Annotated in this window: 22 protein-coding genes, 1 tRNA gene and 1 pseudogene; 14 read left to right on the top strand and 10 right to left on the bottom strand. The window is 56.3% G+C overall.

The window, feature by feature from the left end:
* Positions 1–13: 13 nt before the first annotated feature.
* Both KFJ24_RS07635 and KFJ24_RS07630 read right to left on the bottom strand, forming a co-directional pair.
* Entirely contained in the window at positions 14–568 is a 555-nt protein-coding gene (locus tag KFJ24_RS07635) for an outer membrane beta-barrel protein (protein WP_250830473.1), read from the bottom strand.
* A 161-nt stretch (positions 569–729) separates the two neighbouring features.
* On the bottom strand, positions 730–1,215 hold the full coding sequence (locus KFJ24_RS07630; protein ID WP_250830472.1) for a hypothetical protein: 486 nt from the start codon (positions 1,213–1,215) through the stop codon (positions 730–732).
* Between the two features lie 121 nt (positions 1,216–1,336).
* Between KFJ24_RS07630 and KFJ24_RS07625 the strand changes: the two genes are divergently transcribed.
* The gene (locus KFJ24_RS07625; RefSeq protein WP_250830471.1) at positions 1,337–2,626 is read left to right on the top strand and encodes a M18 family aminopeptidase; all 1,290 of its coding nucleotides are present in this window, start codon (positions 1,337–1,339) and stop codon (positions 2,624–2,626) included.
* Between the two features lie 56 nt (positions 2,627–2,682).
* On the opposite strand, the gene KFJ24_RS07620 is transcribed toward KFJ24_RS07625, so the two are convergent.
* A tRNA-Asn gene (locus KFJ24_RS07620) sits at positions 2,683–2,758 on the bottom strand.
* A 73-nt stretch (positions 2,759–2,831) separates the two neighbouring features.
* Between KFJ24_RS07620 and KFJ24_RS07615 the strand changes: the two genes are divergently transcribed.
* Entirely contained in the window at positions 2,832–3,779 is a 948-nt protein-coding gene (locus KFJ24_RS07615; protein WP_250830470.1) for a YheT family hydrolase, read from the top strand.
* Positions 3,780–3,806: 27 nt separating this feature from the next.
* Here the strand turns inward: KFJ24_RS07615 and KFJ24_RS07610 are convergent, their stop codons facing one another.
* Complete coding sequence (locus KFJ24_RS07610; RefSeq protein WP_434968002.1) at positions 3,807–4,436, bottom strand: arylesterase; 630 nt, start codon at positions 4,434–4,436, stop codon at positions 3,807–3,809.
* A gap of 61 nt (positions 4,437–4,497) precedes the next feature.
* Between KFJ24_RS07610 and KFJ24_RS07605 the strand changes: the two genes are divergently transcribed.
* Positions 4,498–5,217 (top strand): ABC transporter ATP-binding protein, encoded by a 720-nt coding sequence (locus KFJ24_RS07605; RefSeq protein ID WP_250832585.1) that lies wholly within the window; start codon positions 4,498–4,500, stop codon positions 5,215–5,217.
* Positions 5,217–7,703: an ABC transporter permease gene (locus KFJ24_RS07600; protein WP_250830469.1), complete on the top strand. Its 2,487-nt coding sequence runs from the start codon at positions 5,217–5,219 to the stop codon at positions 7,701–7,703. Before KFJ24_RS07605 ends, KFJ24_RS07600 begins: the two co-directional genes overlap by 1 nt.
* An 8-nt stretch (positions 7,704–7,711) precedes the next feature.
* On the opposite strand, the gene KFJ24_RS07595 is transcribed toward KFJ24_RS07600, so the two are convergent.
* The 4 genes from KFJ24_RS07595 to KFJ24_RS07580 all read right to left on the bottom strand — a co-directional run bounded on the left by KFJ24_RS07595 (position 7,712) and on the right by KFJ24_RS07580 (position 11,772).
* Entirely contained in the window at positions 7,712–8,488 is a 777-nt protein-coding gene (locus KFJ24_RS07595; RefSeq protein WP_250830468.1) for a substrate-binding periplasmic protein, read from the bottom strand.
* A 153-nt stretch (positions 8,489–8,641) separates the two neighbouring features.
* Positions 8,642–9,829, bottom strand: coding sequence for an iron-containing alcohol dehydrogenase (locus tag KFJ24_RS07590; RefSeq protein ID WP_250830467.1), 1,188 nt, complete (start codon positions 9,827–9,829; stop codon positions 8,642–8,644).
* Positions 9,829–10,374, bottom strand: coding sequence for a hypothetical protein (locus tag KFJ24_RS07585; protein ID WP_250830466.1), 546 nt, complete (start codon positions 10,372–10,374; stop codon positions 9,829–9,831). The genes KFJ24_RS07590 and KFJ24_RS07585 overlap by 1 nt, the downstream gene beginning before the upstream one ends.
* A 174-nt stretch (positions 10,375–10,548) precedes the next feature.
* A complete protein-coding gene (locus KFJ24_RS07580) occupies positions 10,549–11,772 on the bottom strand; it encodes a M48 family metalloprotease (RefSeq protein WP_250832584.1) in 1,224 nt (407 codons plus the stop codon).
* Positions 11,773–11,980: 208 nt separating this feature from the next.
* Between KFJ24_RS07580 and KFJ24_RS07575 the strand changes: the two genes are divergently transcribed.
* From KFJ24_RS07575 to KFJ24_RS07545, 7 genes are all read left to right on the top strand, one after another.
* Positions 11,981–12,721 (top strand): DUF599 domain-containing protein, encoded by a 741-nt coding sequence (locus tag KFJ24_RS07575; RefSeq protein WP_250830465.1) that lies wholly within the window; start codon positions 11,981–11,983, stop codon positions 12,719–12,721.
* A gap of 18 nt (positions 12,722–12,739) precedes the next feature.
* On the top strand, positions 12,740–13,210 hold the full coding sequence (locus KFJ24_RS07570; protein ID WP_250830464.1) for a PaaI family thioesterase: 471 nt from the start codon (positions 12,740–12,742) through the stop codon (positions 13,208–13,210).
* On the top strand, positions 13,207–13,641 hold the full coding sequence (locus KFJ24_RS07565; protein WP_250830463.1) for a PaaI family thioesterase: 435 nt from the start codon (positions 13,207–13,209) through the stop codon (positions 13,639–13,641). Before KFJ24_RS07570 ends, KFJ24_RS07565 begins: the two co-directional genes overlap by 4 nt.
* Positions 13,642–13,770: 129 nt before the next feature.
* The gene (gene htpG / locus KFJ24_RS07560; RefSeq protein WP_250830462.1) at positions 13,771–15,663 is read left to right on the top strand and encodes a molecular chaperone HtpG; all 1,893 of its coding nucleotides are present in this window, start codon (positions 13,771–13,773) and stop codon (positions 15,661–15,663) included.
* A gap of 5 nt (positions 15,664–15,668) precedes the next feature.
* Positions 15,669–15,887, top strand: a complete 219-nt coding sequence (locus KFJ24_RS07555) for a DUF2835 domain-containing protein (protein ID WP_250830461.1) — start codon at positions 15,669–15,671, stop codon at positions 15,885–15,887.
* A 97-nt stretch (positions 15,888–15,984) separates the two neighbouring features.
* Positions 15,985–16,962 carry a tRNA dihydrouridine synthase gene (locus KFJ24_RS07550; protein ID WP_250830460.1) on the top strand — a complete coding sequence of 326 codons (978 nt, stop codon included), beginning with the start codon at positions 15,985–15,987 and terminating at the stop codon, positions 16,960–16,962.
* Positions 16,963–17,089: 127 nt separating this feature from the next.
* Positions 17,090–18,082, top strand: a complete 993-nt coding sequence (locus KFJ24_RS07545) for an MBL fold metallo-hydrolase (protein ID WP_250830459.1) — start codon at positions 17,090–17,092, stop codon at positions 18,080–18,082.
* A gap of 2 nt (positions 18,083–18,084) precedes the next feature.
* On the opposite strand, the gene KFJ24_RS07540 is transcribed toward KFJ24_RS07545, so the two are convergent.
* The gene (locus tag KFJ24_RS07540) at positions 18,085–19,098 is read right to left on the bottom strand and encodes a class I fructose-bisphosphate aldolase (RefSeq protein WP_250830458.1); all 1,014 of its coding nucleotides are present in this window, start codon (positions 19,096–19,098) and stop codon (positions 18,085–18,087) included.
* 163 nt (positions 19,099–19,261) lie between these two features.
* On the opposite strand from KFJ24_RS07540, the gene KFJ24_RS07535 reads away from it, so the two are divergent.
* The 3 genes and pseudogenes from KFJ24_RS07535 to KFJ24_RS07525 all read left to right on the top strand — a co-directional run.
* On the top strand, positions 19,262–21,316 hold the full coding sequence (locus KFJ24_RS07535; protein WP_250830457.1) for a dehydrogenase: 2,055 nt from the start codon (positions 19,262–19,264) through the stop codon (positions 21,314–21,316).
* A gap of 147 nt (positions 21,317–21,463) precedes the next feature.
* A complete protein-coding gene (katG, locus tag KFJ24_RS07530; protein WP_250830456.1) occupies positions 21,464–23,635 on the top strand; it encodes a catalase/peroxidase HPI in 2,172 nt (723 codons plus the stop codon).
* 121 nt (positions 23,636–23,756) lie between these two features.
* A pseudogene (locus KFJ24_RS07525) lies at positions 23,757–23,888 on the top strand (SDR family NAD(P)-dependent oxidoreductase); the annotation flags it as partial.
* On the opposite strand, the gene KFJ24_RS07520 reads toward KFJ24_RS07525, so the two are convergent.
* On the bottom strand, positions 23,888–24,583 hold the full coding sequence (locus tag KFJ24_RS07520) for an aspartate/glutamate racemase family protein (protein ID WP_250830455.1): 696 nt from the start codon (positions 24,581–24,583) through the stop codon (positions 23,888–23,890). The pseudogene KFJ24_RS07525 and the gene KFJ24_RS07520 sit on opposite strands and share 1 nt — an antisense overlap.
* Between the last annotated feature and the right edge of the window lie 222 nt (positions 24,584–24,805).

Raw genomic sequence — 24,805 nt, 5'->3', positions numbered from 1 at the left:
TGGGACGCTCTCGCTAGAACTCGTAGCGTAAACCACCGGAGAACTGGAAGGTGTTTACCTCTGTTCCGGTGTCTTTGAACAGTTTTCCACCCTCGAATACCAGATAGGTGTTGTCGATAACCTCGAAATCCAGGCCGGCAACCCAGCTCACGCTGAAACTGCTACCGGGGAATTCGCCTTCAAGTTCCCTGAACTGGGAGTTCCGGGTCTCGTCGGGATTCTGGAGTTGGCCCTCGCCACTTATGAAGGAAAAGCCGAACTGCCCGTAGATATTGGCGTAGTCGGTGATGGGGTAGTGCATCCCCAGGTACCAGCTGGCGAAGTAGTCAACTGAGAGCGTCAGGTCGCCTTCAGGGACGTCTGCGTCTTTGAGGCCGGCGCCGGCGCGCAGTTCGGCGTGAAAGAGGTCAGTGATGTGGCCGCCGACGATCAGGGAGCCACCGGAGCCCCAGGCGGCTTCATTGGTGATTTCACCGACGGTGCGGTGGTTGAACGCCGTAGCCAGAAGGCCGATATAGTGCTTGTCTGCCCGGGCCTTTTCCTGGGCTGATGCAGCCGGGGTTGTCATCAGTGTCGCCGCAATTGTCACGACGAGGAGGGGCGTTTTTACAACCATGTTCATTGTTTTGGGGCTTCCTGACATGAGCGGACAGGGCTGATTCTGCCTTCTGTAACCGTTTGTTACGTCGACCCATGTCACACTTCCCTGTGTCGGCTAAGCCCTGGCGCTCAGTTTTCTTCCAGCAGGCCTTCTTCTTTTGCCAGCAACAGAAGTGCATAGACTCCGTTTTCCGGCAGCTGGGGTTCCAGGCCTTCGTCGATCATCATCTGGCGACGACGGTCTTCTAACGTGTCGGTGTCCAGGCCCGTGATCAGTTCGGTAATGGGAGCGATCTCAAAGGGAGCCTCCTGGCCAAGGGCAGTGAAAATTTTGTCAATCAGGATCTCGTCCGGGTCCAGTCCATCGACGTAGACAGTCTGGTCCGGCAGGTCTTCGTGGAGTTCCCGTGCCAGTTCCAGCAATGGTACTCCCTGCTCTTCGAGGTACCTGAGATCAATGTCGCCCATGTCACCATCTTCGGACAGCCAGTCGTCTTCGGGTGTTATAACCACCGCTTTCATGCGGCCATCGGCCAGGGACCAGGCGATGGCAACCGGAAACAGGGCGTCGTCGGTCTGGCAGTATTCAATATCGAGAAATCTCGGTGCTTGCACGGTGGGCTCCGGTGATCATGGGTGAGTAAATCTGGTTGTAAGGAATGTCCGCCGATCTGGTATGAGGCTTGATAGCTTCATGCCATACTATCCACGCAATTATCATTCAATCAGGGACATCATGGAACACGCTGAATTTAACAAAGATTTGCTGAAGTTTCTGAACTCATCGCCAACGCCCTGGCATGCCGTGGCGACCATGAAAAGCCAGCTGGATGCCGCCGGGTTTGAGCAGCTGGATGAGCGGGACGACTGGTCGCTGGCTCGTGACCAGGGCTACTACGTTATCCGGAACGGCTCATCCATTGTCGCTTTCCGCACTGGGAAGAAGGATGTTACGGCTTCCGGCATTCGCATGGTAGGTGCCCACACAGACAGCCCGTGCCTGAAAGTAAAGCCGAACCCTGAGCTGCGCCGCGCGGGTTTCTTCCAGCTTGGCGTTGAGGTTTACGGCGGTGTTCTTCTGAACCCCTGGTTTGATCGTGACCTCTCACTTGCCGGTAGGGTAACCGTTCTGGATGAAGACGGTAAGGTGCGCGATACACTCGTGGACTTTCGCAAACCCGTAGCCTTTATCCCGAGCCTGGCGATTCACCTGGATCGGGAGGCCAACAGCAATCGCACCGTGAATGCCCAGACCGATCTGCCGCCGGTTCTGATGCAGGTACCCGAGACTGATACCACCAGCTTTGCCGACCTTTTGCGACAGCAGATTGCGACCGAGTCTGGTTTTAAGGTGCGCAAGGTGCTTGGGTACGAGCTTAGCTTCTATGACGCCCGGGAGGCCTCGTTTGTGGGGCTGCGTGATGAGTTTATGGCTTCGGCGCGGCTGGACAACCTGTTGAGCTGTTATGTTGGCTTGCAGTCATTGCTGGATGCCTCGGGTGACGAAGCGGCGCTCCTGGTATGTAATGACCATGAAGAGGTTGGCAGCATGTCCGCAGAAGGCGCTCAGGGGCCGTTTTTATCTGCGGTTATTGAGCGCTGGTGTGGCTCTGGCAGAGCCCGGGCGATTGCACAGTCCATGATGATTTCAGCGGACAATGCCCACGGCATTCATCCCAATTACCTGGACAAACACGATGAAAACCACGGGCCCCTGCTTAATCAGGGCCCGGTGATCAAGGTTAACCACAACCAGCGCTACGCCACTAACAGCCGGTCAGCCGCCGTCTATCGTCATATCAGCGACGAGCTCGGCCTGCCGCACCAGACCTTTGTGGTGCGTAGTGATATGGGCTGCGGGAGTACCATTGGGCCGCTGACGGCTGGAAATCTGGGTGTCACGACGCTGGATATCGGGGTGCCCCAGTTCGGTATGCATTCAATCCGGGAACTCGTCGGCACTGAGGATGGTTATACGTTGTTCCGGGTACTGGCCGAGTTCATGCAGCGAGAGCATATTTTCTGAAGCGTGAAACGAAAAATGCCGCTGCTTCGTATGAAGTAGCGGCATTCCGGAATAAGTGGCTCCCCGAGCTGGGCTCGAACCAGCGACAAACGGATTAACAGTCCGTTGCTCTACCAACTGAGCTATCGGGGAACATCAGTAAAGTGGCGCGCATATTAAGTGCTTTGCCTGCTCGGGTCAACCCCCTGAATTAAAAGGTTAAAAATTGTACTATCGTCCACCACCCTGGCTCCGTAGCGGCCATGTGCAATCCGTCTGGCCCACCTTGTTTCGCAAGGTCGAGACGGTTTCACCACTCGCCGAGGTCATTCAGACGGATGATGATGACGAGTTGCACCTCGATTGGTATCGCCAGGGCAGCAATCGCCTCGCCGTGGTGTCCCATGGGCTTGAGGGGCATAGCCGGCGGCCTTATGTGCTCGGCCTTACCCGGGCGCTGCTGAATGACGGCTGGGATGTGCTTGCCTGGAACTTCCGTTCCTGTGGCGGTGTGATGAACCGGCAACCCCGGTTTTATCACAGTGGCGCGACAGCGGACCTTGAGCGTGTGATTAACCACGGCCTTGGGCAAGACTACGCCACGGTCTTTCTTTCCGGATTCAGTATGGGGGGAAATCTCACCCTGCTGTACCTTGGCCAGCAGGGTGAACGGCTGGACAGCCGGATCTGTGGCGCCGTCGCCTACTCAGTACCCTGTGATCTGGCCGGCAGCGCTGAGGTTCTTGCCCGTCCGAGCCGAAGAATTTATATGCAACGTTTCCTGAGGGATCTTCACGGAAAAATGCATGAAAAAGCGGAAAAATTTCCACATTTGATTGATGTTTCCGGTTTCGATTCGATCCGTACCTTTCGTGAATTCGACGATCGCTATACCGCGCCACTGCATGGTTTCCGGGATGCAGAGGATTACTGGGCCCAGTGCTCCGCCCTCCATGACCTCCGGAATATCCGGGTACCGGCGTTGATGCTTAATGCCGCGGACGATCCGTTCCTGTCCGAGAAGTGCTATCCGGAGTCCAGCAAGGTGCTGGGTCAGCACGTCCGTCTGGAGACGCCACGATGGGGCGGTCACGTGGGGTTCGTGGAGCACGCCCGGGATGGTTACTACTGGTCTGAACGCCGGGCGATCGCATTTCTGCAGGGTATTCTCTGACAGTGTCAGATTGATTTGGTCAGGGCTCTATCGTAAAACCGGTTTCAGTACCGGCCAGACGTTTTCCAGCAGACGGGGTTGCGCTTCGGCCGTCGGGTGTATGCCGTCATCCTGCATCAAGTCATCCTGGTTGTAGATTCCTTCAAGGAAAAAGGGAACCAGAGCGGTGTTATAGCGGTCTGAGAGCTTCGGGAAGATATCCGCGAACATGCGGGTGTAGCGCTGGCCATAGTTCGGTGGAATCTGCATGCCGATCAGCACGGCATGGGCACCGGATTCCTGAACCTGAGTGATCATGGACGCCAGATTGGATTCGATTACATGGGGAGGAAAACCCCGCAGACCATCATTGCCACCCAGTTCAATGACAACCACTTCCGGACCGTTTTGCTCTAGCAGTCCGGGCAGCCGTCTGGCGCCGCCATCCGTGGTTTCTCCGCTGATGCTGGCATTAATGACCTGCCAGTTCGACATGCCGTTACTTTGCAGGCGTTGCTTCAGCAATTGTACCCAGGCCGCCTCGGAGGGCACGCCATAGGCGGCGCTGAGGCTGTCACCCAGAATCAGTAACGTGTTCTGGCTGGCGAGGATAGGCGCCGCGAAGAAGGCGAGAAGTACAAAAAGGATTGATCTGACGGGCATCAGTGCCGTATGCATAGACAATTCGTTTACCTTATTAAGTTCGATAAACCCAGGATCGGGAGATTTCGTGAACCAGATGACTGATCTTAACTCCGACGGACGGCATTCAATGTTGCGTGTCGACAACCTGACTCACAGGGTCAGCCTTGAAACGGATACGCTGACGATCTTGCAGGGGGTCAGTCTGGAAATCAATCGGGGAGAGTCCGTAGCCATTGTCGGGCGCTCCGGTTCTGGCAAAACGACCTTGCTGGGGCTGTTGGCGGGCCTGGATACACCCAGTGAGGGAACGGTAGAGCTGGACGGGTCTGTTATCAGCAATCTCAGTGAAGATGAGCGGGCGAAGCTGAGGGCCCGGAGAGTTGGCTTCGTTTTTCAGTCGTTTCAGCTGCTGCCGGCGCTGACAGCGTTGGAGAATGTCATGTTGCCGTTGGAGCTGGCGGGAATGGAAGAACCGGAGAAGCGGGCCAGGGACTTGCTGGAGCGCGTTGGTCTGGGTGAGCGGCTTTACCATACGCCCAGGCAACTGTCTGGAGGTGAGCAGCAGCGGGTCGCCATTGCCCGGGCGTTTGCCTCGGACCCCGCCATTCTCTTTGCTGACGAACCCACCGGTAACCTGGATAACCGGACCGGACAATCGGTTTCCGACTTGCTGATGGCTCTGAACCGGGAGCAGGGTACGACGCTGGTTATGGTCACCCATGATGAACATCTTGCGGCCAGATGTGGGCGTCAGTTCCACATTGAGGCGGGTGTGCTGACGGAGCCCGAAAGGGCCCGGGAGCTGGCAGACTGATGGCTGCTGCAAAAAAACTGATGTCTGTGCGCCGGGACTGGCGGGAACGTGACGTTCGCGTGGTGCTTGCGGCTCTGATCATCGCCGTCGCAACCGTGGCCACCATTGCCCTGTTTGCCAGCCAACTCCAACGCACGCTTGTATCCTCGGCCAGCTCTTTTCTCGCGGCCGACCGACAGCTTGAGGCCGAAAACGGACGGGAAGTGCCGCCAGGCTGGCTGGAAGAGGCCGAGTCCCGGGGGATCGCTACCGGCCGGATGGTGGAGTTCTCCACCATGGTGTTTGGTGGCGGCGGCTTTCAGCTGGTATCAGTTAAGGCCGTCAGCAATGAATACCCTTTGCGCGGGCAGATTGAGGTACAGCAGGACCCTGAGGGGCCGCGAGGCATGGTCGGAGAGGGGCCTGGGCCCGGTGAAGTCTGGATTAACCCGCGCCTGTTGCGCCTGCTGGATCTGGCGATCGGCGATTCTCTGGAAGTGGGAAACCGTAACCTGACCGTGTCAGGACTGCTCATCCGTGAGCCTGACGGCGGGTTCCGGCTGTCATCCCTGGCGCCCCGGGTGATGATGCACGTAGACGATGTCGGATCGACGGGCGTTATCCAGGAGGGTAGCCGGGTAGAGTACGTCTACCTTTTCGCGGGCGATGATACCGCCCTTGAGGGCTATTATGCCTGGCTGAAGCCACGGCTGGAGCCGAGTCACGAGTGGGAAGGTGTCCGTGACGGAGAAACCTTTTCCCGGTCCCTTGAGCGCGCGGAGCGGTTTCTGCTGTTGGGTGGCAGTCTGGCTGTATTGCTGGCGGCGGTTGCAGTTGCGGTGGCCAGCCGCCAATACGCTCTGTCGCAAAGGGATACCGTGGCTTTGCTGAAAACGCTGGGCGTTAGCAGTGGCGGTATTGGCAAGCTCTATCTTCGACGCCTGGCGCTCTGGGGAATCACAGGCGTTGTTGGCGGCTTGCTGGTCGCCTTACCCCTGTTCTGGTTATTGACCCGGTTGCTGAGTGATGTGCTTGAGCGGCCGGTGGCGTTTTACCTGGATCCATCCGCTTTGGCCCCGGCCCTTCTGACTGCACTGGTATCGCTGTTTGCCTTTGCTTATCCGCCGATTCGCCGTCTGCGTCATGTGCCGGCGATGCGGGTACTGCGCAGTCAGCCGGGGGAAACAGGGCGGGAGGCCTTGCCGGATATGGTGATAGCTGTCCTGGCCGTGTTTGGGCTGGTCTGGGCTTACGCCGGAGAGTTAGCGCTGGTGGTATCGCTACTCGGGGGACTGGTGCTCCTGCTTGGCGCTCTCGGTCTGCTCGGCGGCCTCCTGGTTGCGACACTGAAGAAAGTGAAGGGCGGCGGTAACTCCTGGCGCCTGGCACTTGTGGGCCTCTATCGACATCGCCGTGCCAGCCTCTCCCAGATGGCGGTATTCGCCATGACCCTGATGCTGGCGGCCACCCTGATCCTGGTCCGGACCTCTCTGCTGAATGACTGGCAGGCACAACTTCCGGAAGACGCGCCCAATCACTTCCTGATCAACATCGCACCGGATGCGGTAGATGAGGTTGGCGCTTTCTGGCAGGAGCGCGGGCAGCCTCTCGACAAGCTTTATCCGATGGTGCGTGGGCGGCTTACTGAACTGAATGGGCAGCCGGTGAAGGAGGCGGTCAGCAAAGACCAGAGAATCGGTGCACTGAACCGGGAGCTCAATCTGACCTGGATGTCATCGCTGCCAGAGGATAACGAGGTTGTGCAGGGGCAATGGTTCGAGCCGGGCCAGCGTGAGGGCGTGTCGGTAGAATCGGAGCTGGCAGAACGCCTGGGCCTCAAACCGGGCGATAAACTGACCTTTACCATCGGTTCCTCGAAGGTCACTGAACCGGTTACCAGCATTCGCACGGTTCAGTGGGACAGCATGAAACCCAATTTCTACATGGCCTTCCCACCCGAAGGCGGCTTGACGGAAATGCCGGCTACCTGGATCACCAGCTTTTACCTGCCTTCCGAGAAAAAAACAGCGTTGAACGAGTTTTCACGCCAGTTTCCGACCATTTCGGTGTTGGAGATCGATAACATTATCGAGCGCATTCAACAGATCGTTCTGCAGGTAACCCAGGCGATTGAGGCTATCCTTGCCCTGATTCTTGCTGCTGCCCTGGTGGTTATGGCTGCCGTGGTAAGTGCCACCCTGCGGGATCGGCAGAGGGAGGGGGCATTACTGAGAACGCTCGGGGGACGCCAGTCATTGCTTGTGCGCAGCACTATGCTGGAGTTTGCCCTGTTGGGTGGTTTTGCCGGTGTGCTCGGTGTGGTTGCAGCGGAGGCCGCGGTATGGGCCCTGCAGTTCCGGATGTTTGAGGGCAGCTTCAGCTGGCATTGGCAGGTGGTGTTGCCCGTGCCGCTGATCAGTGCGGTAGTGCTTGCGCTGTTTGGCCGCTGGCAACTGCGACCGGTATTGAATGTCTCTCCTATGCTGCTCTTGCGGCGACTGGAGTAATACCCTCTTTATCGGTAATTCGAAAGAATGGTGTCGAGTTCGCCGTTCTTTTGAATACGCTCAAGTTCCTTATTGAAGGCGACGACAAAGTCTTCCCACTGCTTGCTGACCATGATTCGAAAGCCGTATTGGCTGATGCTTTCGCGCGATGTCTTGAATTCGTCCTGAAGCCCTTCTTTGCGGAGGATCCAATGGCCAACCAGGCGGTCAGCGACGGCGGCATGGAAGCGATCCCCATACAGAACGAAGTTAAACATATCCCGGGTCCGTGATACGTCGAAGCGCTCGATTTTACCCTCGGCAAAGTATGGCTCCAGCGCGGGATAATGGAAGCCGAGATGTGTCACCAGGGTTTTAGAGACGAAGTCGTCCGGAGATTCATAGTTCGTCTCCAGACGACTAGGCATGAAAAATATCTCTTCAGAGTTCACGATCGGGTCTGTGAACAGGTATCTATCCGGCTGTTTGGTCCATTCTATGGCACGGGGGGTGCCGTCAACGTAACCATCGAGCACCAACTGATCGGCCCGTTTGCGGGGAACCTGAACCGCCACCAGGGTGTAGTCCAGGCGATCGGCGATCAGTAATGCCACATCCCATATGATGCCCGAGGGCTCTTGTTCATCCACGATGAGGTAGGGCGGATAGCCATTGGGGGATACGTTTAAATGAAATGTTTTATTATCCGTAGAAGCCGCGCCATTGGCTGAAAAGGCGGCAATCCAGATGCCGAGGACAGCAAGACTGATGGTAGTAGTCAATTGGCGGGGTCGTCGGATCTTCATGTGGCAGGACTCTGGTGTCGGTTGAGTGACTTGCCCGGCTACATCCCTGCCAGCATGGATGTGATTGTCACGTTTTTACCAGAGAAATTCAATAATCGAATAATTTATGCCTTCAATGCACATTCAGGGGCCAAAAAGCCCCTGAATGTTGGTTTATGCCCAGGCGCGACGCAGCACTGCACGGGCGTCTTCGAGGGTAACTTCTTTCAGGTTGAACATGATTGAGCCATCATCAAGTGCCATCTCGGCAATCTGGTCAAGCTGGCTCTCCAGTACTTTGCCGGTTTCCTTGAGAGTGCGAGGCAACTGACAGCGCTTGTAGAGAGCATCCCGGAGCTTTCGGATTGCCGAAATGCTTGCTTCAGCGCGCCGACTGGATGGTGTTGCAGAGTACACCTCCGGACCTTCGAGGTAGAGCAGCAGCTCGCCAAGGGGTTCACGGATGGACTCCAGGTTGAACTCAAGCACATATGGCAGGTAAAGGCTCATGCACAAGCCATGGGGCAAGTGGCAAGTCGCGCCGGTGGCGTGACCAAGAGCATGCACCAGCCCCACCATGGAGTTTGAGAAAGCAATGCCGGCCATGGTGGATGCCTGCGCCAGTTCCAGACGGCCGTCGGCATCCTTTGGATTGTCCATAACCTGCAGAAGTGAGTGACTGACCTTTTTTATCGCAGCCGTCGCGTAGGCATCACTCAACGGGTTCTTCGCCATGCAGGTGAACGCCTCGGTGGCATGGGTCATCGCATCCATGGCCGTTGCTGCGGTGATATGAGGCGGCAGCGTCAGGGTCATGCGCGGATCAATGATGGCTGCGTTGGGCAACAGGAACGATGAGGTAAAGGGCAGCTTCACACCTTTGGTTTCGTCGGTAATAACGGCGACCGACGTAACTTCGGAGCCGGTACCGGCGGTGGTGGGTACCACGAAAAAGGGCTTGAGCGGATGCTTGATAATGCCGGCGCCACTGTACTTTGCGATGTTGTCACCGCCTTCCGATACCAGAATATTAACGGCCTTACCGGTATCGATGGCTGAGCCACCCCCCACTGCAATAATGGAGTCGCATTTCTCCCGGCGGTAGATGCCTGCAATGTCACGTACAACGGTGGTTGAGGAGTCCGGGGGCACGTCATCATAAATGCTTATGATCTCAAGTCCGCTTTCCTCGCAGGCTGCGATGACCGGGTCCAGAAGGCCTGCAGCCCGAACGCCTTTGTCAGTGACGATCATCGGGCGCTTGGCCGCGAGGCCGGTCAGCTCATAAGGGATGTGCTCCAGTGCTGCCTTGCCGGCAATGACTTTTACCGGGCAGAAGAATTCATAGTATTTGTTAGTCATTACGCTCTCACCGTCTCAACGAAATTTGTTGCCACTTTCAGGTAAATCCGGGCTGCACTGATCAGCTTTTCGGGCAGGTGCAGGTTGGCGGGGTATTCTTTTACGGCCCGCTGTGCAATGAGTTTGGGCAGAATGAAGGCCTCAAGGCGATTGAGAATCCGGGTCATGCGGACGGCATAACTGATATCTCCATCCACCAGCATGCGATCGTTGGCGAAGGCCACTGAGGTTTTCTCCTGAAACGACAGCACCAGGAAGGCATGGGCAATGTGTTTGAACTGGATCGACAGATCCACAGGGCGCGGTGGGGATTCTCTGTGATAACGGAAACGGCCCAGGCCGGTGTGCTCCACGATCATCCTGGGTCCGTTCGGCATAACCGTCATTTCAAAGAGGAAGCCCTCGGGCAGGGCCAGGGCCTCCTGTTTAACCTCGGCGTCCACTTCGCTGACCGCCTGAAGAGCCCGTCCCATCACCTGGAACATCGACTCCACATACAGGCGGCGAGCCTGGAATACCATTGGCTGGATACGTTTCGCTAACATCTCCGTCGTCCATTTGTTGTTAGTGTCTTCTGATTTTTAGAGTTATTGCTCTAAAAGTCAATGAGTGTGATGGCGCAAAATTCCGGTTGGCCTGGCAAACCGTCTGAATAGAGGTACAAAAAAGGCCGGGCGATCACTATCCCCCGGCCTTTTGAGCAGACACTTGCAAAGCTGTTACTGGGTCAACGCCGCCAGTTTTCGTTTGGCCTCTTCTGCCACGTCTCCGCCCGATTCAGCGGCCTTGCTGTAATACGCGAAGGCCTCATTGCGTCGATTCTGTTTCACAGAAATGTCACCGAGGCGCAGGAACGCGATCGAAGTGGGTACTGTCTGATTGGCCCGGACAAGATTGTCCCGGGCTTTCTCCAGGTCATTCATGGCAAGGGCATTCAGACCGCTGTAAAGCCGGTAGACGAACATCTCCGGATACAGAGACACGGCCTTGTCGAAATCGGCTGCGGCCTTCTCCGGGTTGTCCTGTTCCTTGTAGATCCGCCCACGAAGGGCATAGAACATGGCTTCACCCGGTGCCAGTCGTATCGCTTCGTTGATTTTTTCCATGGCTGCCTTCAGCTTGTCTTCAGACGCCAGCTCAAGGGCTTTGTCATGGGCATCGTAGGCGGGCTGAAGCTTCCTCAGGGTAGCGAGCTTCCGTTTGTACACATCCTCGCCACGGTAACCGCCGGCGCCAACCTTGTTTACCAGTGCGCGGTTTTCCCGAACCCGCTTGGCTGACGGCGGGTGAGTCGCGAACAAGCCCTGAACGAAGTTGTTGTCCCGGCCTTCAGAGAGCTCCAGAAACAATTCCTGCAGCTCCACGGCAGCTGCCGGGTCATAGCCGGCTTTTTTCATGTAGAGAATGCCGTAGTGATCTGACTCCAGCTCGTCGCCCTGGCTGTATTGTGCCAACGCAACCTGGGCGCCCAGGGCAGCACCGCCCATGACCAGACCGGCCCATTCGTTATCCGTGATGGCCATACCCAGCACACCAACGCCCAGGCTGATCATCTGGGCCTGCTGCATTCTCTGAACACTGTGACGCGCGGCCGCATGCACGATCTCGTGACCAAGGACCGAGGCAAGCTGGGCTTCATCATCAAACTTGGTCAGCAGACCACGGTTGACGGCGATCTTGCCGCCAGGCAAGGCCCAGGCATTGGGAACGCTGCTGTTAAGGACGACGAATTCATAGGGCAGGTCAGGGCGGTCGCTGACCTGGGCCAGCTTTTGGCCGACATCCCGCACATAGAGGGTGAGTTCCGGGTCCATATAGAATTGCCCGCCCTGGGTTTGTTGGGTGGACTTGTACTGTTCGGCACCCATTGCCAGCTCCTGGCTTTCGGGAATCAGAGACAGCTGTTTTTCGCCCGTTACCGGGTTTACGGAACAGCCGGCCATTAGCAGAAAAAGTGCTATAGCGGGGATGCAGCGTTGCAAGGCAGCGTTTCTCACTCTCAACTCCTGTAAGTCCATTTCCTGATCTATCATTGCACGCCTTAACGCGGCTTTAAATGCCTGCGACAAGTGGAGCGCTGTGTCGTGTTGGCGTATTATAAGAGCTGCTCTGTCCTCTTCCTGTATTGTTACCGCTTTTCAAAGGCCTTTGATGGGTAATATCCTCGAATTCGTAGCCATATTCTGGTTTTTTGTCTGTTGGCTGGGCTACACCGAATACTCCAGGCGCCGGGCTGCAGATCGCCCCTGTCTGTCGAACACCCTGGATATGTACCGGCAGGACTGGATGCGGGTAATGCTTCGGCGCGGTAACCGTATGTCCGATACCTCCGTGGTTGGAAATCTTGAACGTAACGGCGCCTTCTTTGCGTCCAGTTGTCTGCTGATTCTTGCTGGTATCATCACTGCTCTGGGTTACACCTCCGAGGCAATGGAAGTATTTTCCGCCATGCCGATGAGCGTTGTACCCACCAGGGAAGTCTGGGAATTGAGGCTGGTGGTTCTGCTGGTTGTGTTTGTGTACGCCTTTTTCAAGTTCACCTGGTCGATGCGTATGTACAACTTCCTTTCGGTTATGGTTGGCAGTGCACCGTTGGCGGATGACACCAAAGCCAGCCCCGCCAGGCGTGAAGCATTTGCGCTCAGCGCCGGGAAGGTTTGCAGCCTGGCCGGCGATGCATTCAACCTCGGGCTGCGTTCATACTATTATGCGCTGGCGGTTGTCGCGGGGTTCATTCACCCTGTCGCGTTTATGGCAGCCTCGACACTGGTGGTGGTCGTACTCTACCGACGGGAATTCTGTTCCGATGCGTTGGTCGCTTTGCGGTCCGGTAAGATTTTTGAAGAGCCCTTGCCAGGACAATCCGACCCAGGCGCCAAATCCAAATCTTGATCCGCAGGTTTGTCCTGAATGAATGACGAAATCCGAATGAACCGGGTCACCCGGTTTATTGAAACCCTCAATCAGGCCAGGGAACTTGGCTTGTCTGTTACTGAAGCCACGAAGGGCAGCCTGACGTTGTGCCTTCCCTACAGCAATCGCATTATCGGTAACCCCGAGACAGGGGTTATTCATGGTGGTGCCATCACCACGCTGATGGATACTACGTCGGGATCGGTCATCCTGTGCGCACTTGATGAGTTTGAACTGTGCCCGACGCTCGACCTGCGGGTTGATTACATGCGGCCGGCTGAACCACACAAGCCGGTTTATGCCAGGGCAGAGACGTACAAGGTCACCCGGAATATCATCTTTACCCGTTGCGAGGCGTACCAGGAGGGTGGTGAAACCATTGCCAACTGCGTGGCGACCTTCATGCGCATCGGGCCGGAGGCATTGCCAAGAGCCTACCGCGAGCTGATCTCGGGAGGTGCTGAATGACCGAACCTGAAATTCTGCGTTATACGCGGGAAACCGGTGATTTTTCCCGGATTCTGGAAAGCATCCCCTATGCGGCGTTCATTGGTCTGGAGTGCGAGCGGTTTGGCGATGACCTGATTTTCCGGTTACCGGGAAAAGAGCAGAATCTCGGCAATCCCGTTTTGCCCGCTATTCACGGCGGGGTGATTGGTGGTTTTATGGAAATGTCGGCCGCGATTTACCTGATGATGTCCCAGGAGAGCATGCGCATGCCTCGCATCGTGAATTTTTCCCTGGACTATCTTCGCGCCGGTCTCTACCGGGAAACCTACGCCGAATGTAAGTTGACCCGGCAAGGCAACCGGGTAGCCAACGTGATGATCTCAGCGTGGCAAAAGTCCCGTTCCCAGCCTATCGCAACGGCCCGCGCGCACTTCCTGCTCGAAGACTGATTTCCTGACGGAGCGGGGCTTGAAAAGCTCCGTGATGCCCCCATTTTTCCTGCATCACGAACTTAGTCGGAAGACATGGGTGTGCACCCGTGTCCTCATCAAACGTTGAATGCAGGAGATAAGTAAGCCATGACGGTTGAAACACAAAAAGAGACGCTGGGTTTTCAGACGGAAGTGAAGCAGTTGCTTCACCTGATGATCCATTCCCTCTACTCCAACAAGGAAATCTTCCTTCGTGAGCTAATCTCAAACGCCTCGGACGCCGAGGATAAGCTGCGCTTTGCTGCGCTGAAAGATGACAGCCTTTACGAAGGTGATCCTGAGCTGAAAATCCGCCTCGATTACGACAAAGAGGCGAACACCATCACCCTGACTGATAACGGCATTGGCATGACCCGGGATGACGTTATCCAGAACCTGGGCACCATCGCCCGTTCAGGTACGGCCGATTTTCTGAAGCAGCTTTCCGGTGACGAGAAAAAGGACAGCAAACTGATCGGTCAGTTTGGTGTTGGCTTCTACTCCGCCTTTATCGTTGCTGACAAGGTTGACGTGTTTACCCGCCAGGCCGGTGCCCCCGCTGAAGAAGGCGTGCATTGGGAATCCCGGGGTGATGGCGAGTTCTCCATCGAACAGACCAGCCTTGAAAACCGTGGCACCGAAATTGTTATTCACCTGAAGAGCGATGCCAGTGAGTTCGCCGATGGCTTCCGCCTGCGCAATCTGGTGAAAAAGTACTCTGACCACATCTCCTTCCCGGTGATCATGAAATCCGAATCGGAGGAAGAAGAGGAAAAGGGCAAGGACGAAACCGTTAACGACGCAACCGCCTTGTGGACGCTGCCCCGTAACGAGATCAAGGACGAGGAGTACAAGGAATTCTACAAGCACATTGCCCACGATTTTGAAGACCCGCTGACCTGGTCTCACAACACGGTTGAAGGCAAGCTGGACTACACCAGCCTTCTGTACATTCCGGCCCGCGCTCCGTTTGATCTGTACAACCGTGAAGCACCGCGTGGCCTGAAACTCTATGTTCAGCGTGTGTTTATCATGGACGACGCGGAGCAGTTCCTGCCGTTGTACCTGCGCTTCACCAAGGGCGTGATCGATTCCAACGACCTGTCTCTGAACATCTCCCGGGAAATCCTGCAGAATGACAGCACCGTTGACAGCATCCGCACGGCCATGACCAAGCGGGTACTGGACATGCTGTCCAAGCTGGCCAAAAAGGAGCCGGAGCAGTATCAGGCGTTCTGGGGTGAGTTCGGCACCGTGCTCAAAGAGGGCCCGGCTGAAGACTTCAGTAACCGCGAGAAGATCGCCGGACTGCTGCGCTTTGCATCTACCCACACCGGTGAAAGCACCCAGAACGTATCCCTGGATCAGTACATCGAGCGGATGAAAGAAGGCCAGCAGAAGATCTTTTACATTACTGCTGACAACTTCACCGCTGCCAAGAGCAGCCCGCATCTGGAAGTGTTCCGCAAGAAAGGCATTGAGGTGCTTATCCTGTCTGATCGCATTGACGAGTGGATGATGGGATATCTGAACGAATATGACGGCAAGCAGTTCCAGGACGTTGCCCGTGGCGATCTTGACCTTGGCGAAGTCGAATCCGAGGAAGACAAAAAGCACAAGGAAGAGGCGGCCGAAGAGCATAAAGATCTGGTTGAGCGCATCAAGAAGGCGCTCGAAGACCGTGTACAGGAAGTCCGTGTGACTAACCGCCTGACCGATTCCCCGGCGTGTCTGGTGGTCGGTGACTTCGACATGGGTGCCCAGATGAAGAAGATCATGGAGGCAGCTGGCCAAAAAGTGCCGGACAGCAAGCCAATCTTTGAAATCAACGTGGACCACCCGCTGGTTCAGCGCCTGGAGCATGAAAAAGGCGAGGAGCGCTTTGGTGAACTCTCGGCAGTTCTGCTTGATCAGGCCACACTGGCCAGTGGTGAGCAGCTACAGGATCCGGGTGCCTATGTGTCCCGCCTGAACCGTTTGCTGCTGGAACTGTCCAACTAATCCTCATGCAGCAGATTGTTGTGGACCTCAGCATCAGCCCTGATGAGTGGATCAAGCTTTATCAGGGCGTTGCCACCGACGTTCACACGACGGCCCGGGACGGACGCTCTGTCCGTTTCCCGGCCCGTATTCTTTCCCGCTTTTATTTGCGCGACGGCGTTCGCGGTTCCTTCCGGATTATCTTCAACGATCAGGGCAAGTTCGAGTCCATTGAGCGCCTTTGAATCCCTTGGTCGCGATTGGTTCAAGTCCTTACTACCAACCCTTCGCCAAATTTCCTACAATCTCGCTCCGTCTAATCGTTGAACACCTGGAGCCACCATGCGAATAATCCTTGCCCCGATGGAAGGACTGGTTGACGCACCCATCCGAGAAACGCTGACACAAGTTGGCGGTATCGACCGGTGCGTAACGGAATTTATTCGCGTAACCCACGGCATGCTTCCTCCCCGTGTTTTCTACAAATACGCGTCCGAGCTGCACAATCAGTCTCTCACCCGGGCAGGCACGCCAGTGGCTGTTCAGCTTCTTGGGTCGGATCCGGCCCAGATGGGACTCCACGGTGCCAGGGCTGTAGAACTCGGTGCTACCCAGGTGGATATCAATTTCGGCTGTCCTGCGAAAACGGTGAACAAACATAAAGGCGGATGTGTGCTCATGCGTGAGCCGGAGTTGATGTATGAAATCACCGAGGCGGTTCGCAAGGCTGTTCCGGCTGAGATTCCGGTTACGGCCAAGATGCGCCTCGGCTACGAAGACCGTTCCATGGGTGTTGCCTGTGGGCAGGCACTTGAGGCGGCAGGTGCGTCCGAGATTGTGATCCACGCCCGCAGTAAAGTGGACGGGTACAAGCCGCCGGCGTACTGGGAAGAAATCGCCAAAGTTCGCGAAGCGGTGTCTTCCCATGTGATCGCCAACGGCGAAATCTGGACAGTGGCCGATTACTGGCGTTGCCGGGAGGTATCCGGCTGCGAGGACGTAATGATCGGACGGGGTCTGATTGCGAGGCCCGATCTGGCTCGCCAGATCAAGGCCAGCCAACAGGGTCAGGAAATTGAAGACATGACCTGGCCGGAGGCCGTTGCGCTGGTCCGGGAATACGCGGAAGTGCTTCAAGGCTGGCTTGAGGATCCTTATGTAACCGGTCGTATTAAGCAATGGATGAATTTTCTGCGACAGGGCTTTTCCGAGGCGGAGGCAGTCTGGCCAGCGGCCCGCAAGATCCGGCAGGTAGAACCGATGCTTGCCTGTCTGGAGCAGGATGTACCCGTATCCAAAGCAGCAGTGCGGGCCGCATGACGGCGCCGGCTTTCTTCTGATTTATCTTTTTTTGGTTCACTGATTCCCAACTACACTGGTACGGAGTTGTCGTGCGTTCGTAGTCACTGTGGTTAGCAACAATAAAACCACGAGGGAGGAACCTGTTATGTCCGGACTAACGAAATTCAGAACCTTGAAAGGGTTTGCTGGCGGGCTGTGCCTGTCTTTGGGGCTGGTATCCGGCGCAAGCGCCGCAGAAGGCGATGTGAAGGTCACGCCGCTTGGAAGTCATGATGGCGAGTTTTGCCTTCTGGATCGGGCCATGGTGTTTGAAGACCCCAATGGTACCCGCATCCTCTACGATGCCGGCCGCACGGTAGCCGGGCCGGATGATCCCCGCCTTGGTAATATTGACGTTGTATTGGTGTCTCACATGCACGGGGATCACGTGGGCGATCGCCGTATCAGGGAGACCAATGCCGGGAACTGCGGTGGGCCGGAGATGCCTGTTGTGACGCTCCCGCAATCGAACACCGTGGACATTGCCGTGAAAAAGCAGGCCAAGATCGTTACTGGCAGTGAGATGCCTGCGTTCTTCGCGGCCAAACTTGAAGCGGCCGGCGGCGATCCAGCCAATTCCCTGTTGGTGCGCTTCGGTGCCGAGCGGGAAGTTGGCGGTGTGGCCATCACCACCGTACCGGCGGTTCACAGTAATGGCGTTTCTCCGTCGTTTCTGACCGGTCCGCTGGCGGAGTACCTGAAAGCGGCTGGTGTCGGCGCCAGTGTCGGGCCCCCAACCGGTTATGTGCTGACCTTTTCCAACGGTCTTGTGGTCTACCTTTCCGGAGATACCGGCATTACCGCCGAGCAAAAGCTGGTGGTGAATGACCACTACGGCGCCGAGCTGGTGGTAATGAACATCGGTGACACATACACCACGGGTCCCAAGGAAGCAGCCTACGTGATCAATGACCTGATTGATCCCAAAGCCGTCATTGCCTCACACGCCAATGAGCCAGCCACGTCGGGCGGGCAACTGAAGCAGGGCACTCGAACCACGTTGTTCAGGGATCTGGTCAAGGTCCCCATGCATGTGCCGCTGAGTGGACGCACCATCGCGTTCAACGGCGATGGTGCCTGCACATCCGGTTGTGAGTGATATCAGCCTTCCATATCCGGTGTGTATTTTCCGGAGCGGGCAGTGCCGTTGAGTCTGGCCCGTTTGAGCATGGCGTCCTGGGCCGCGGGGCCGTTGTCCAGGTTGCCGGCCCAGGCCTTCTGGGCCGGCTCCTGCAAGGCGCGGCCATAGGAAAAACTCAGTTCCCACGGCTGCACCCCCACGCTGTTAATCGCATTCAGGTTGAGTGTGGCTTCTTCCGGCGTCTGGCCGCCAGACAGGAAGTTGATGCCTGGGACCGCCGCAGGTACAGCCTGTCTGAAGACGTGAATGGTAGCCTTGGCCACTTCCTCGGGTGACGCTTTCGGGCATTCCTTGCCAGGTGTGACCATGCTCGGTTTCAGAATCATGCTTTCCAGCTGGACGCCATGCCGATTCAGGGCATGGAAAACCTCCCTCAAAACGGCTTCACTGACTTGCGCACAGCGCATCATGGTGTGGTTTCCATCGATCAGCACTTCTGGCTCCACAATGGGTACGATCCCCACGGACTGGCAGATAGCCGCGTACCGGGCCAGCATCTCGGCATTGGCCACCACTGCCTGGTGTGAGGGCAGGGTGTCCGAGATATGGAACACGTCCCGCCACTTGGCAAAGCGTGCGCCTGCGTTCTTGTATATTTCCAGCCGGTCGTCGAGGCCATCGAGACCAAAGGTAATCTCATCACCCGGTGCATTGATCAGCGGTTTCTTGCCCTTATCGACTTTGATGCCGGGCACAATACCCTGACTTTCCAGCATCGTTGGAATCGGCACATTATCCAGACTGTTCTGACCCAGGGTTTCCTCAAACAGAATCACACCGCTGATAAAGTCCCCGAGGCCCGGTGCTGAGAGAATCAGACTTCGGTATTCACGGCGTTTTTCTTCGGTAGATTCAACACCCACAGCGTTGAAACGTTTGGCTATTGTGGGGTGGCTTTCGTCCGCCGCCAGAATGCCCTTGCCTGGCTGCACAAGATCGCAAATGGTTGTGGTCAGCTCGTCCTGAATACTCATGTCAGCTCCCGTTTTCTGGTGTTCCGGATTGGTGATCGTGCGCGCTGTGATTTATTCATTGTAGACCCTCAATGGGTGACGGTAATTTGATCTGCGCTAAGGTAAAGTTGCTGTCTGTGTTTTAGGCTGATGTATACAACAACAGGGATAGAAGGACTGAAATATGAAAACGGTGGTTAGTGTCAGCCAGGGCTCTTCCGAATACGACTACGATTTGGAAACGGAATTTCTAGGGCAGTCCTTTCGGATCCTCCGGATTGGCACTGACGGTGATTTGTCCCGCGCCGAGTCTGTCCTGGAGTCGGTTCGTGACCAGGCCGACGCCATTGGCCTGAGCATGATTCACGATCACTACCAGGTGGGTCGGGAACAGCTCGAGCATCCGGAAACAGCGCGCCTTGAGGCCCTGGTTCCCGATAAATCGGTCACCACCGGCGCCGGTTTAAGAGGAATCCTGCAGGAATGGGCCATACGCCATACCCAGTCTGAACTCGGACATTTTTTTGACAATGCACGGGTGCTGTTCATGAACGGACAGGCCGGATATCGCATTGCCAAGTCACTGGCCGAACATACCGACAACCTGTTTTTCGCGGACCCCTATATGGATTTTGGCGTGCCGCGAATGCTGACGTCGCTCAAGCAGCTCGAAACCTATACCTCCCTGACCGCTCCGATTATGTTCCGGCCAACGGCAGTGAAGGCGGTCGAGACAATTCTCCGGACTCCACTCTATCGCCTTGGCGAAGGGCTGGTGAAAGGATCGCTGCACCATGCGGTTCAGCAATCCCATGTCATTGTCGGAGCCATTGGTGACCTGGAGAATTTCGGTAAAGATGAACTGGACGGTAAAACCATTATCACCTCCAGGGTGACGGAATCTGCGCTGGACTGGATGCGCGCCCGGAAAGTTGCAATGGTGGTGGATTACAGCCCGTGGCTGGAAGGCCGGCCCATTGGTGTCAACATCATGGAAGCCATGATCAGCGCGGCACTTGCACGGACACCGGAACAGCTCAGTCCTGACGATTACCTGGACGTGATTGAGCGGCTTGGAGTGGAACCGCGGATTCTGTATCCGAATGGCTACCGCCGTGTGAACCGGTTCGCCTTTGTCATCCATCCGCTCTCACAGCAATACCTTACCAAGACGCCGCCGCTGGACTGGATTGCCAATGTGTCCCCGCCCGTAGTCATGAATCTGGTGGAAAAGGCCGTTGCCTATACACCGCCATTTCTCTATTCGAAAGTATCCGGCATAACGTCACCCACGGGTGATGAGGTCGAGGGCTGGTTGATTACCGTTGGCGGAACGCCCCGGGAAATCATGGCCCATGGTCCGGAGTTCACGTACAGCAGGTTGCTGGCGGCAGCCAAACTGGCCAAAAAACTTGGCGCTCAGATCATGGGGCTGGGAGCCTTTACAAAGGTAGTCGGTGATGCCGGTATAACCGTCGCCAAGCGGGCACCGTTGCCGATCACGACAGGCAACAGCTACAGTGCCTCCGGAGCCCTCTGGGCCGCCCACGATGCCGTCCTGAAAATTGGCCGTGTACATGTCGGTGAAAGCGGAAAAATGGCCGGCAAGGCGATGGTGGTGGGTGCCACGGGTGCGATTGGTTCCGTCTGTGCCAGGTTACTTGCCAAGGCGGTGGACGAAATCTATCTGGCGGCTCCAGAGCCGGCAAAGCTCCTGGCACTGAAAGAGAGTATCGAGCAGGAGACACCCGGAGCCATTGTGCACGTGGCGGGTTCCGCTGACAGGGACCTTGCTGATATGGACATGATTGTCACAGCTACCTCCGGTGCGGGTAAGCGCATACTGGATATCATGAAGGTGAAACCTGGCTGCGTTATCACGGATGTTGCCCGTCCCCTGGATATTTCTGCCGAGGATGTCGCCAAACGGCCTGATGTGCTGGTGATTGAATCCGGCGAAATCCAGTTGCCCGGTGACGTCAGGATGAAAGACATCGGCCTGCCGAAAGGTATCGCCTATGCCTGTCTGGCAGAGACAATCGTGCTTGGTCTGGAAGGGAAGTTCGAGAACTTTACCCTGGGCCGTAACATCGAGTGGGAAAAGGTCCGGGAAGTCTACAAGCTTGGACTGAAACACGGCATGAAACTGGCCGCAATTTCGGGTGTGAATGGCGTGTTCAGTGAAGAGGATTTCGCAAGGGTAAGAGCGCTTGCAGAAGAGAGTACCGAGACTGCCTGATTATCCCTTAGTGCGATAGTCAAAATCTAATCAGCCTGGTAGGAAAAGCAAATTTAGTTAATTGGTTGTTGTTCATCTATATTGAACCTAAGTCACAGCAGAAAGGCTGAAATTTTTTGACCGACGCAGTGATAAAGGGAGAACGATATGACGGACAACAACAGCACGGGGGGCAAATGCCCCGTCATGCACGGGGCCAATACCACCGAACACAGGAATGTCATGAAATGGTGGCCTGAGGCCCTCAATCTGGACATTCTCCACCAGCATGACACCAAGTCTGACCCACTGGGCCAGGACTTCAACTACCGGGAAGAGCTCAAGAAGCTTGATGTAGACGCCCTCAAGAAAGATCTTAACGACCTGATGACCAGTAGCCAGGATTGGTGGCCGTCAGACTGGGGCCACTATGGCGGCCTGATGATTAGGATGGCGTGGCATGCGGCTGGCTCCTACCGAATCGCGGATGGCCGTGGTGGTGCCGGTACCGGTAACCAGCGTTTTGCACCCCTGAATTCCTGGCCGGACAACGGCAATCTGGATAAGGCCCGTCGTCTGCTCTGGCCGATCAAGAAAAAGTATGGGAACAAACTCAGCTGGGCAGATCTGATTATTCTGGCCGGTAACGTGGCCTATGAATCCATGGGGTTCAAAACCTTTGGCTTCTCCTTCGGCCGTGAAGACATCTGGCATCCCGAGGAAGACATATACTGGGGCGCGGAAGACGAATGGCTCGCCCCCAGTGACAACTCCAAGAGCCGTTACTCTGGCGAGCGCGACCTGGAGAACCCGCTTGCTGCAGTCATGATGGGGTTGATCTACGTGAACCCTGAAGGTGTCGATGGCAAGCCTGACCCGCAGAAAACGGCCTATGACGTGCGCGAGACATTCGCCCGCATGGCCATGAACGACGAAGAAACCGTTGCCCTGACTGCCGGTGGCCACACTGTTGGCAAATGCCATGGTAATGGCGATGCCGATAACCTCGGCCCCGAGCCTGAAGCGGCATCGATTGAAGAGCAGGGTCTGGGCTGGAATAACCACAAGAGCCGTGGCATCGGGCGCGATGCTATCACCAGTGGTCTGGAAGGCGCGTGGACCACCAATCCTACCAAGTGGGACAACGGCTACTTTGACATGCTGCTCAACCACGAGTGGGAGCTGACCAAGAGCCCGGCCGGTGCCAACCAGTGGCAGCCAACAGATATCAAGGAAGAGGATATGCCGGTTGACGTGGAGGACCCCTCCATCCGCCGCATGCCGATGATGACTGACGCCGACATGGCCATGAAAGTAGATCCGGACTATCGCAAGATATCCGAAAAATTCTACAACGACCCGGCTTACTTCGAGGATGTCTTTGCCCGTGCCTGGTTCAAGCTGACCCATCGTGATATGGGCCCAAAAGACCGTTATTTCGGCCCGGAAGTCCCGGACGAAGATCTGATCTGGCAGGATCCGGTTCCTGCCGGCAGTACCGGTTACGATGTGGATGCGATCAAGAACAAGATCGCTGATAGTGGCTTGAGCATCGCTGAAATGGTCAGCACCGCATGGGACAGCGCCCGGACTTTCCGTGGTTCAGACATGCGTGGTGGTGCCAACGGTGCCCGTATTCGCCTCGCACCCCAGAAAGACTGGGAAGGCAACGAACCGCAGCGTCTGTCCAGGGTGATTGGTGTTCTTGAAGGCATTGCTTCCGAAACAGGCGCCAGCCTTGCGGACGTGATTGTGCTGGCGGGGAACGTGGGCGTTGAGCAGGCCGCCAAGGCTGCCGGCCACGATTTAACGGTACCCTTCGCGCCAGGGCGCGGTGACGCAACCCAGGACCAGACTGACGTTGATTCCTTCGAGCCGCTGGAGCCCATCCACGATGGTTTCCGCAACTGGCTCAAGAAGGACTACTCCGTCAGCCCGGAAAAACTGTTGCTGGACCGTGCCCAGCTGATGGGTCTCACTGCACCTGAAATGACCGTGCTGATTGGCGGCATGCGGGTGTTGGGCACTAATCACGGTGGCGCCAGGCACGGCGTATTCACCGATCGCGAAGGTCAGCTGACCACGGACTTCTTCGTAAACCTGACCGACATGAACAACAGTTGGAAGCCAACCGGCAAAAACGACTATGAGATTGTCGATCGCAAGTCAGGCAGCGTGAAGTGGACCGCTACCCGGGTTGACCTGGTGTTTGGTTCCAACTCCATCCTTCGTGCCTACGCTGAAGTCTATGCGCAGGACGACAACAAAGAGAAATTCATGAATGACTTTGTTGCGGCATGGACCAAGGTGATGAATGCCGACCGTTTTGATCTCGCATAATGAGAGATCATCTGTGTCCCTGGGATAGGGTGCAGATAACCACCAAAGGCGGCGTTTCGAGGCTTTCGAAACGCCGCCTTTTTTGTTTGCTTTACCAGCCATACCTATCCTTGCCAGTTACCTGAAAAACCACCCGGGTTATAGCTTAGGCGAACAGGCTGTTGCCGTAGTCACCGGCGCAGCGGCCGGTATTGGCCGGGCGACGGCACTGGCGTTTGCTGCAAAGGGTGTCCGGGTTGTGGTGGCCGATATTCACCGCCCAGAGAGCGCCTTCTCAACTGCCTGGGCGGCATGTATTTCCGTTGTATCGTAAAGCGGAACGGTAGTATCGGCCTGCTCGATCAGCAGGCCTATTTCAGTGCAACCCAGAATCACCGCCTGGGCCCCGCGCTCTGCAAGTGAGGCAACAATCCCCAGATAAGCTTCCCGGGATGCCGGATTGATTTCACCCCGGCACAACTCCTCGTATATCACCTGATGAACCACCGTCCGCTGAGCCTGATCCGGGGTAATCACGTGAATGCCCGCATCCTCCAGCCGTTGACGGTAAAAGTCCTGTTCCATGGTAAACCGCGTGCCCAACAGGCCCACAGTGGTAACGTTATCCTGTGCCAGCACTTGCGCCGTTGCATCGGCAATGTGGAGGAGGGGAATGCGGATGGCCTGTTCAATCTCCGGCGCCACCTTGTGCATGGTATTGGTGCCAATCACCAGAAAATCCGCCCCTGCGTCCTGAAGTGACCGCGCTGCCCGGGAGAGAATTCGGGCGGTCTCCGCCCAGTCGCCTTTATGCTGGAGCGCCTCGATCTCTGCGAAGTCGACGCTATAGAGAACCATTTTCGCGGAATGGAGGCCTCCGAGGCGGGCTTTTACTCCCTCGTTGATCAGCCGGTAGTAGGTTTGGGTAGATTCCCAGCTCATGCCGCCGAGCAGGCCAATGGTTTTCATTGAGTATGTCCTTTATCTGCTGTGTTCATCAGGTAATGACCATGACGCCCAACATACCAGACACAAAGCGCAGTAGTGCTCCCATGAATTCTGCTTCAAACCATTTTGATTTGAAGGAAGCTGGCGGCATTCTTCGGCGGAACCGCCTATTCAGTGATGAAGGTTTCGAAAGGGTGAGAATGCTGACCGTGAAAAACGACGCCAGCGAGTGGCTTGAAATAT

The organism is Marinobacter sediminum (assembly GCF_023657445.1).
In the GTDB taxonomy this organism is placed as follows: Bacteria; Pseudomonadota; Gammaproteobacteria; order Pseudomonadales; family Oleiphilaceae; genus Marinobacter; species Marinobacter sediminum_A.
This window is presented reverse-complemented; position numbering and strand designations above follow the sequence as displayed.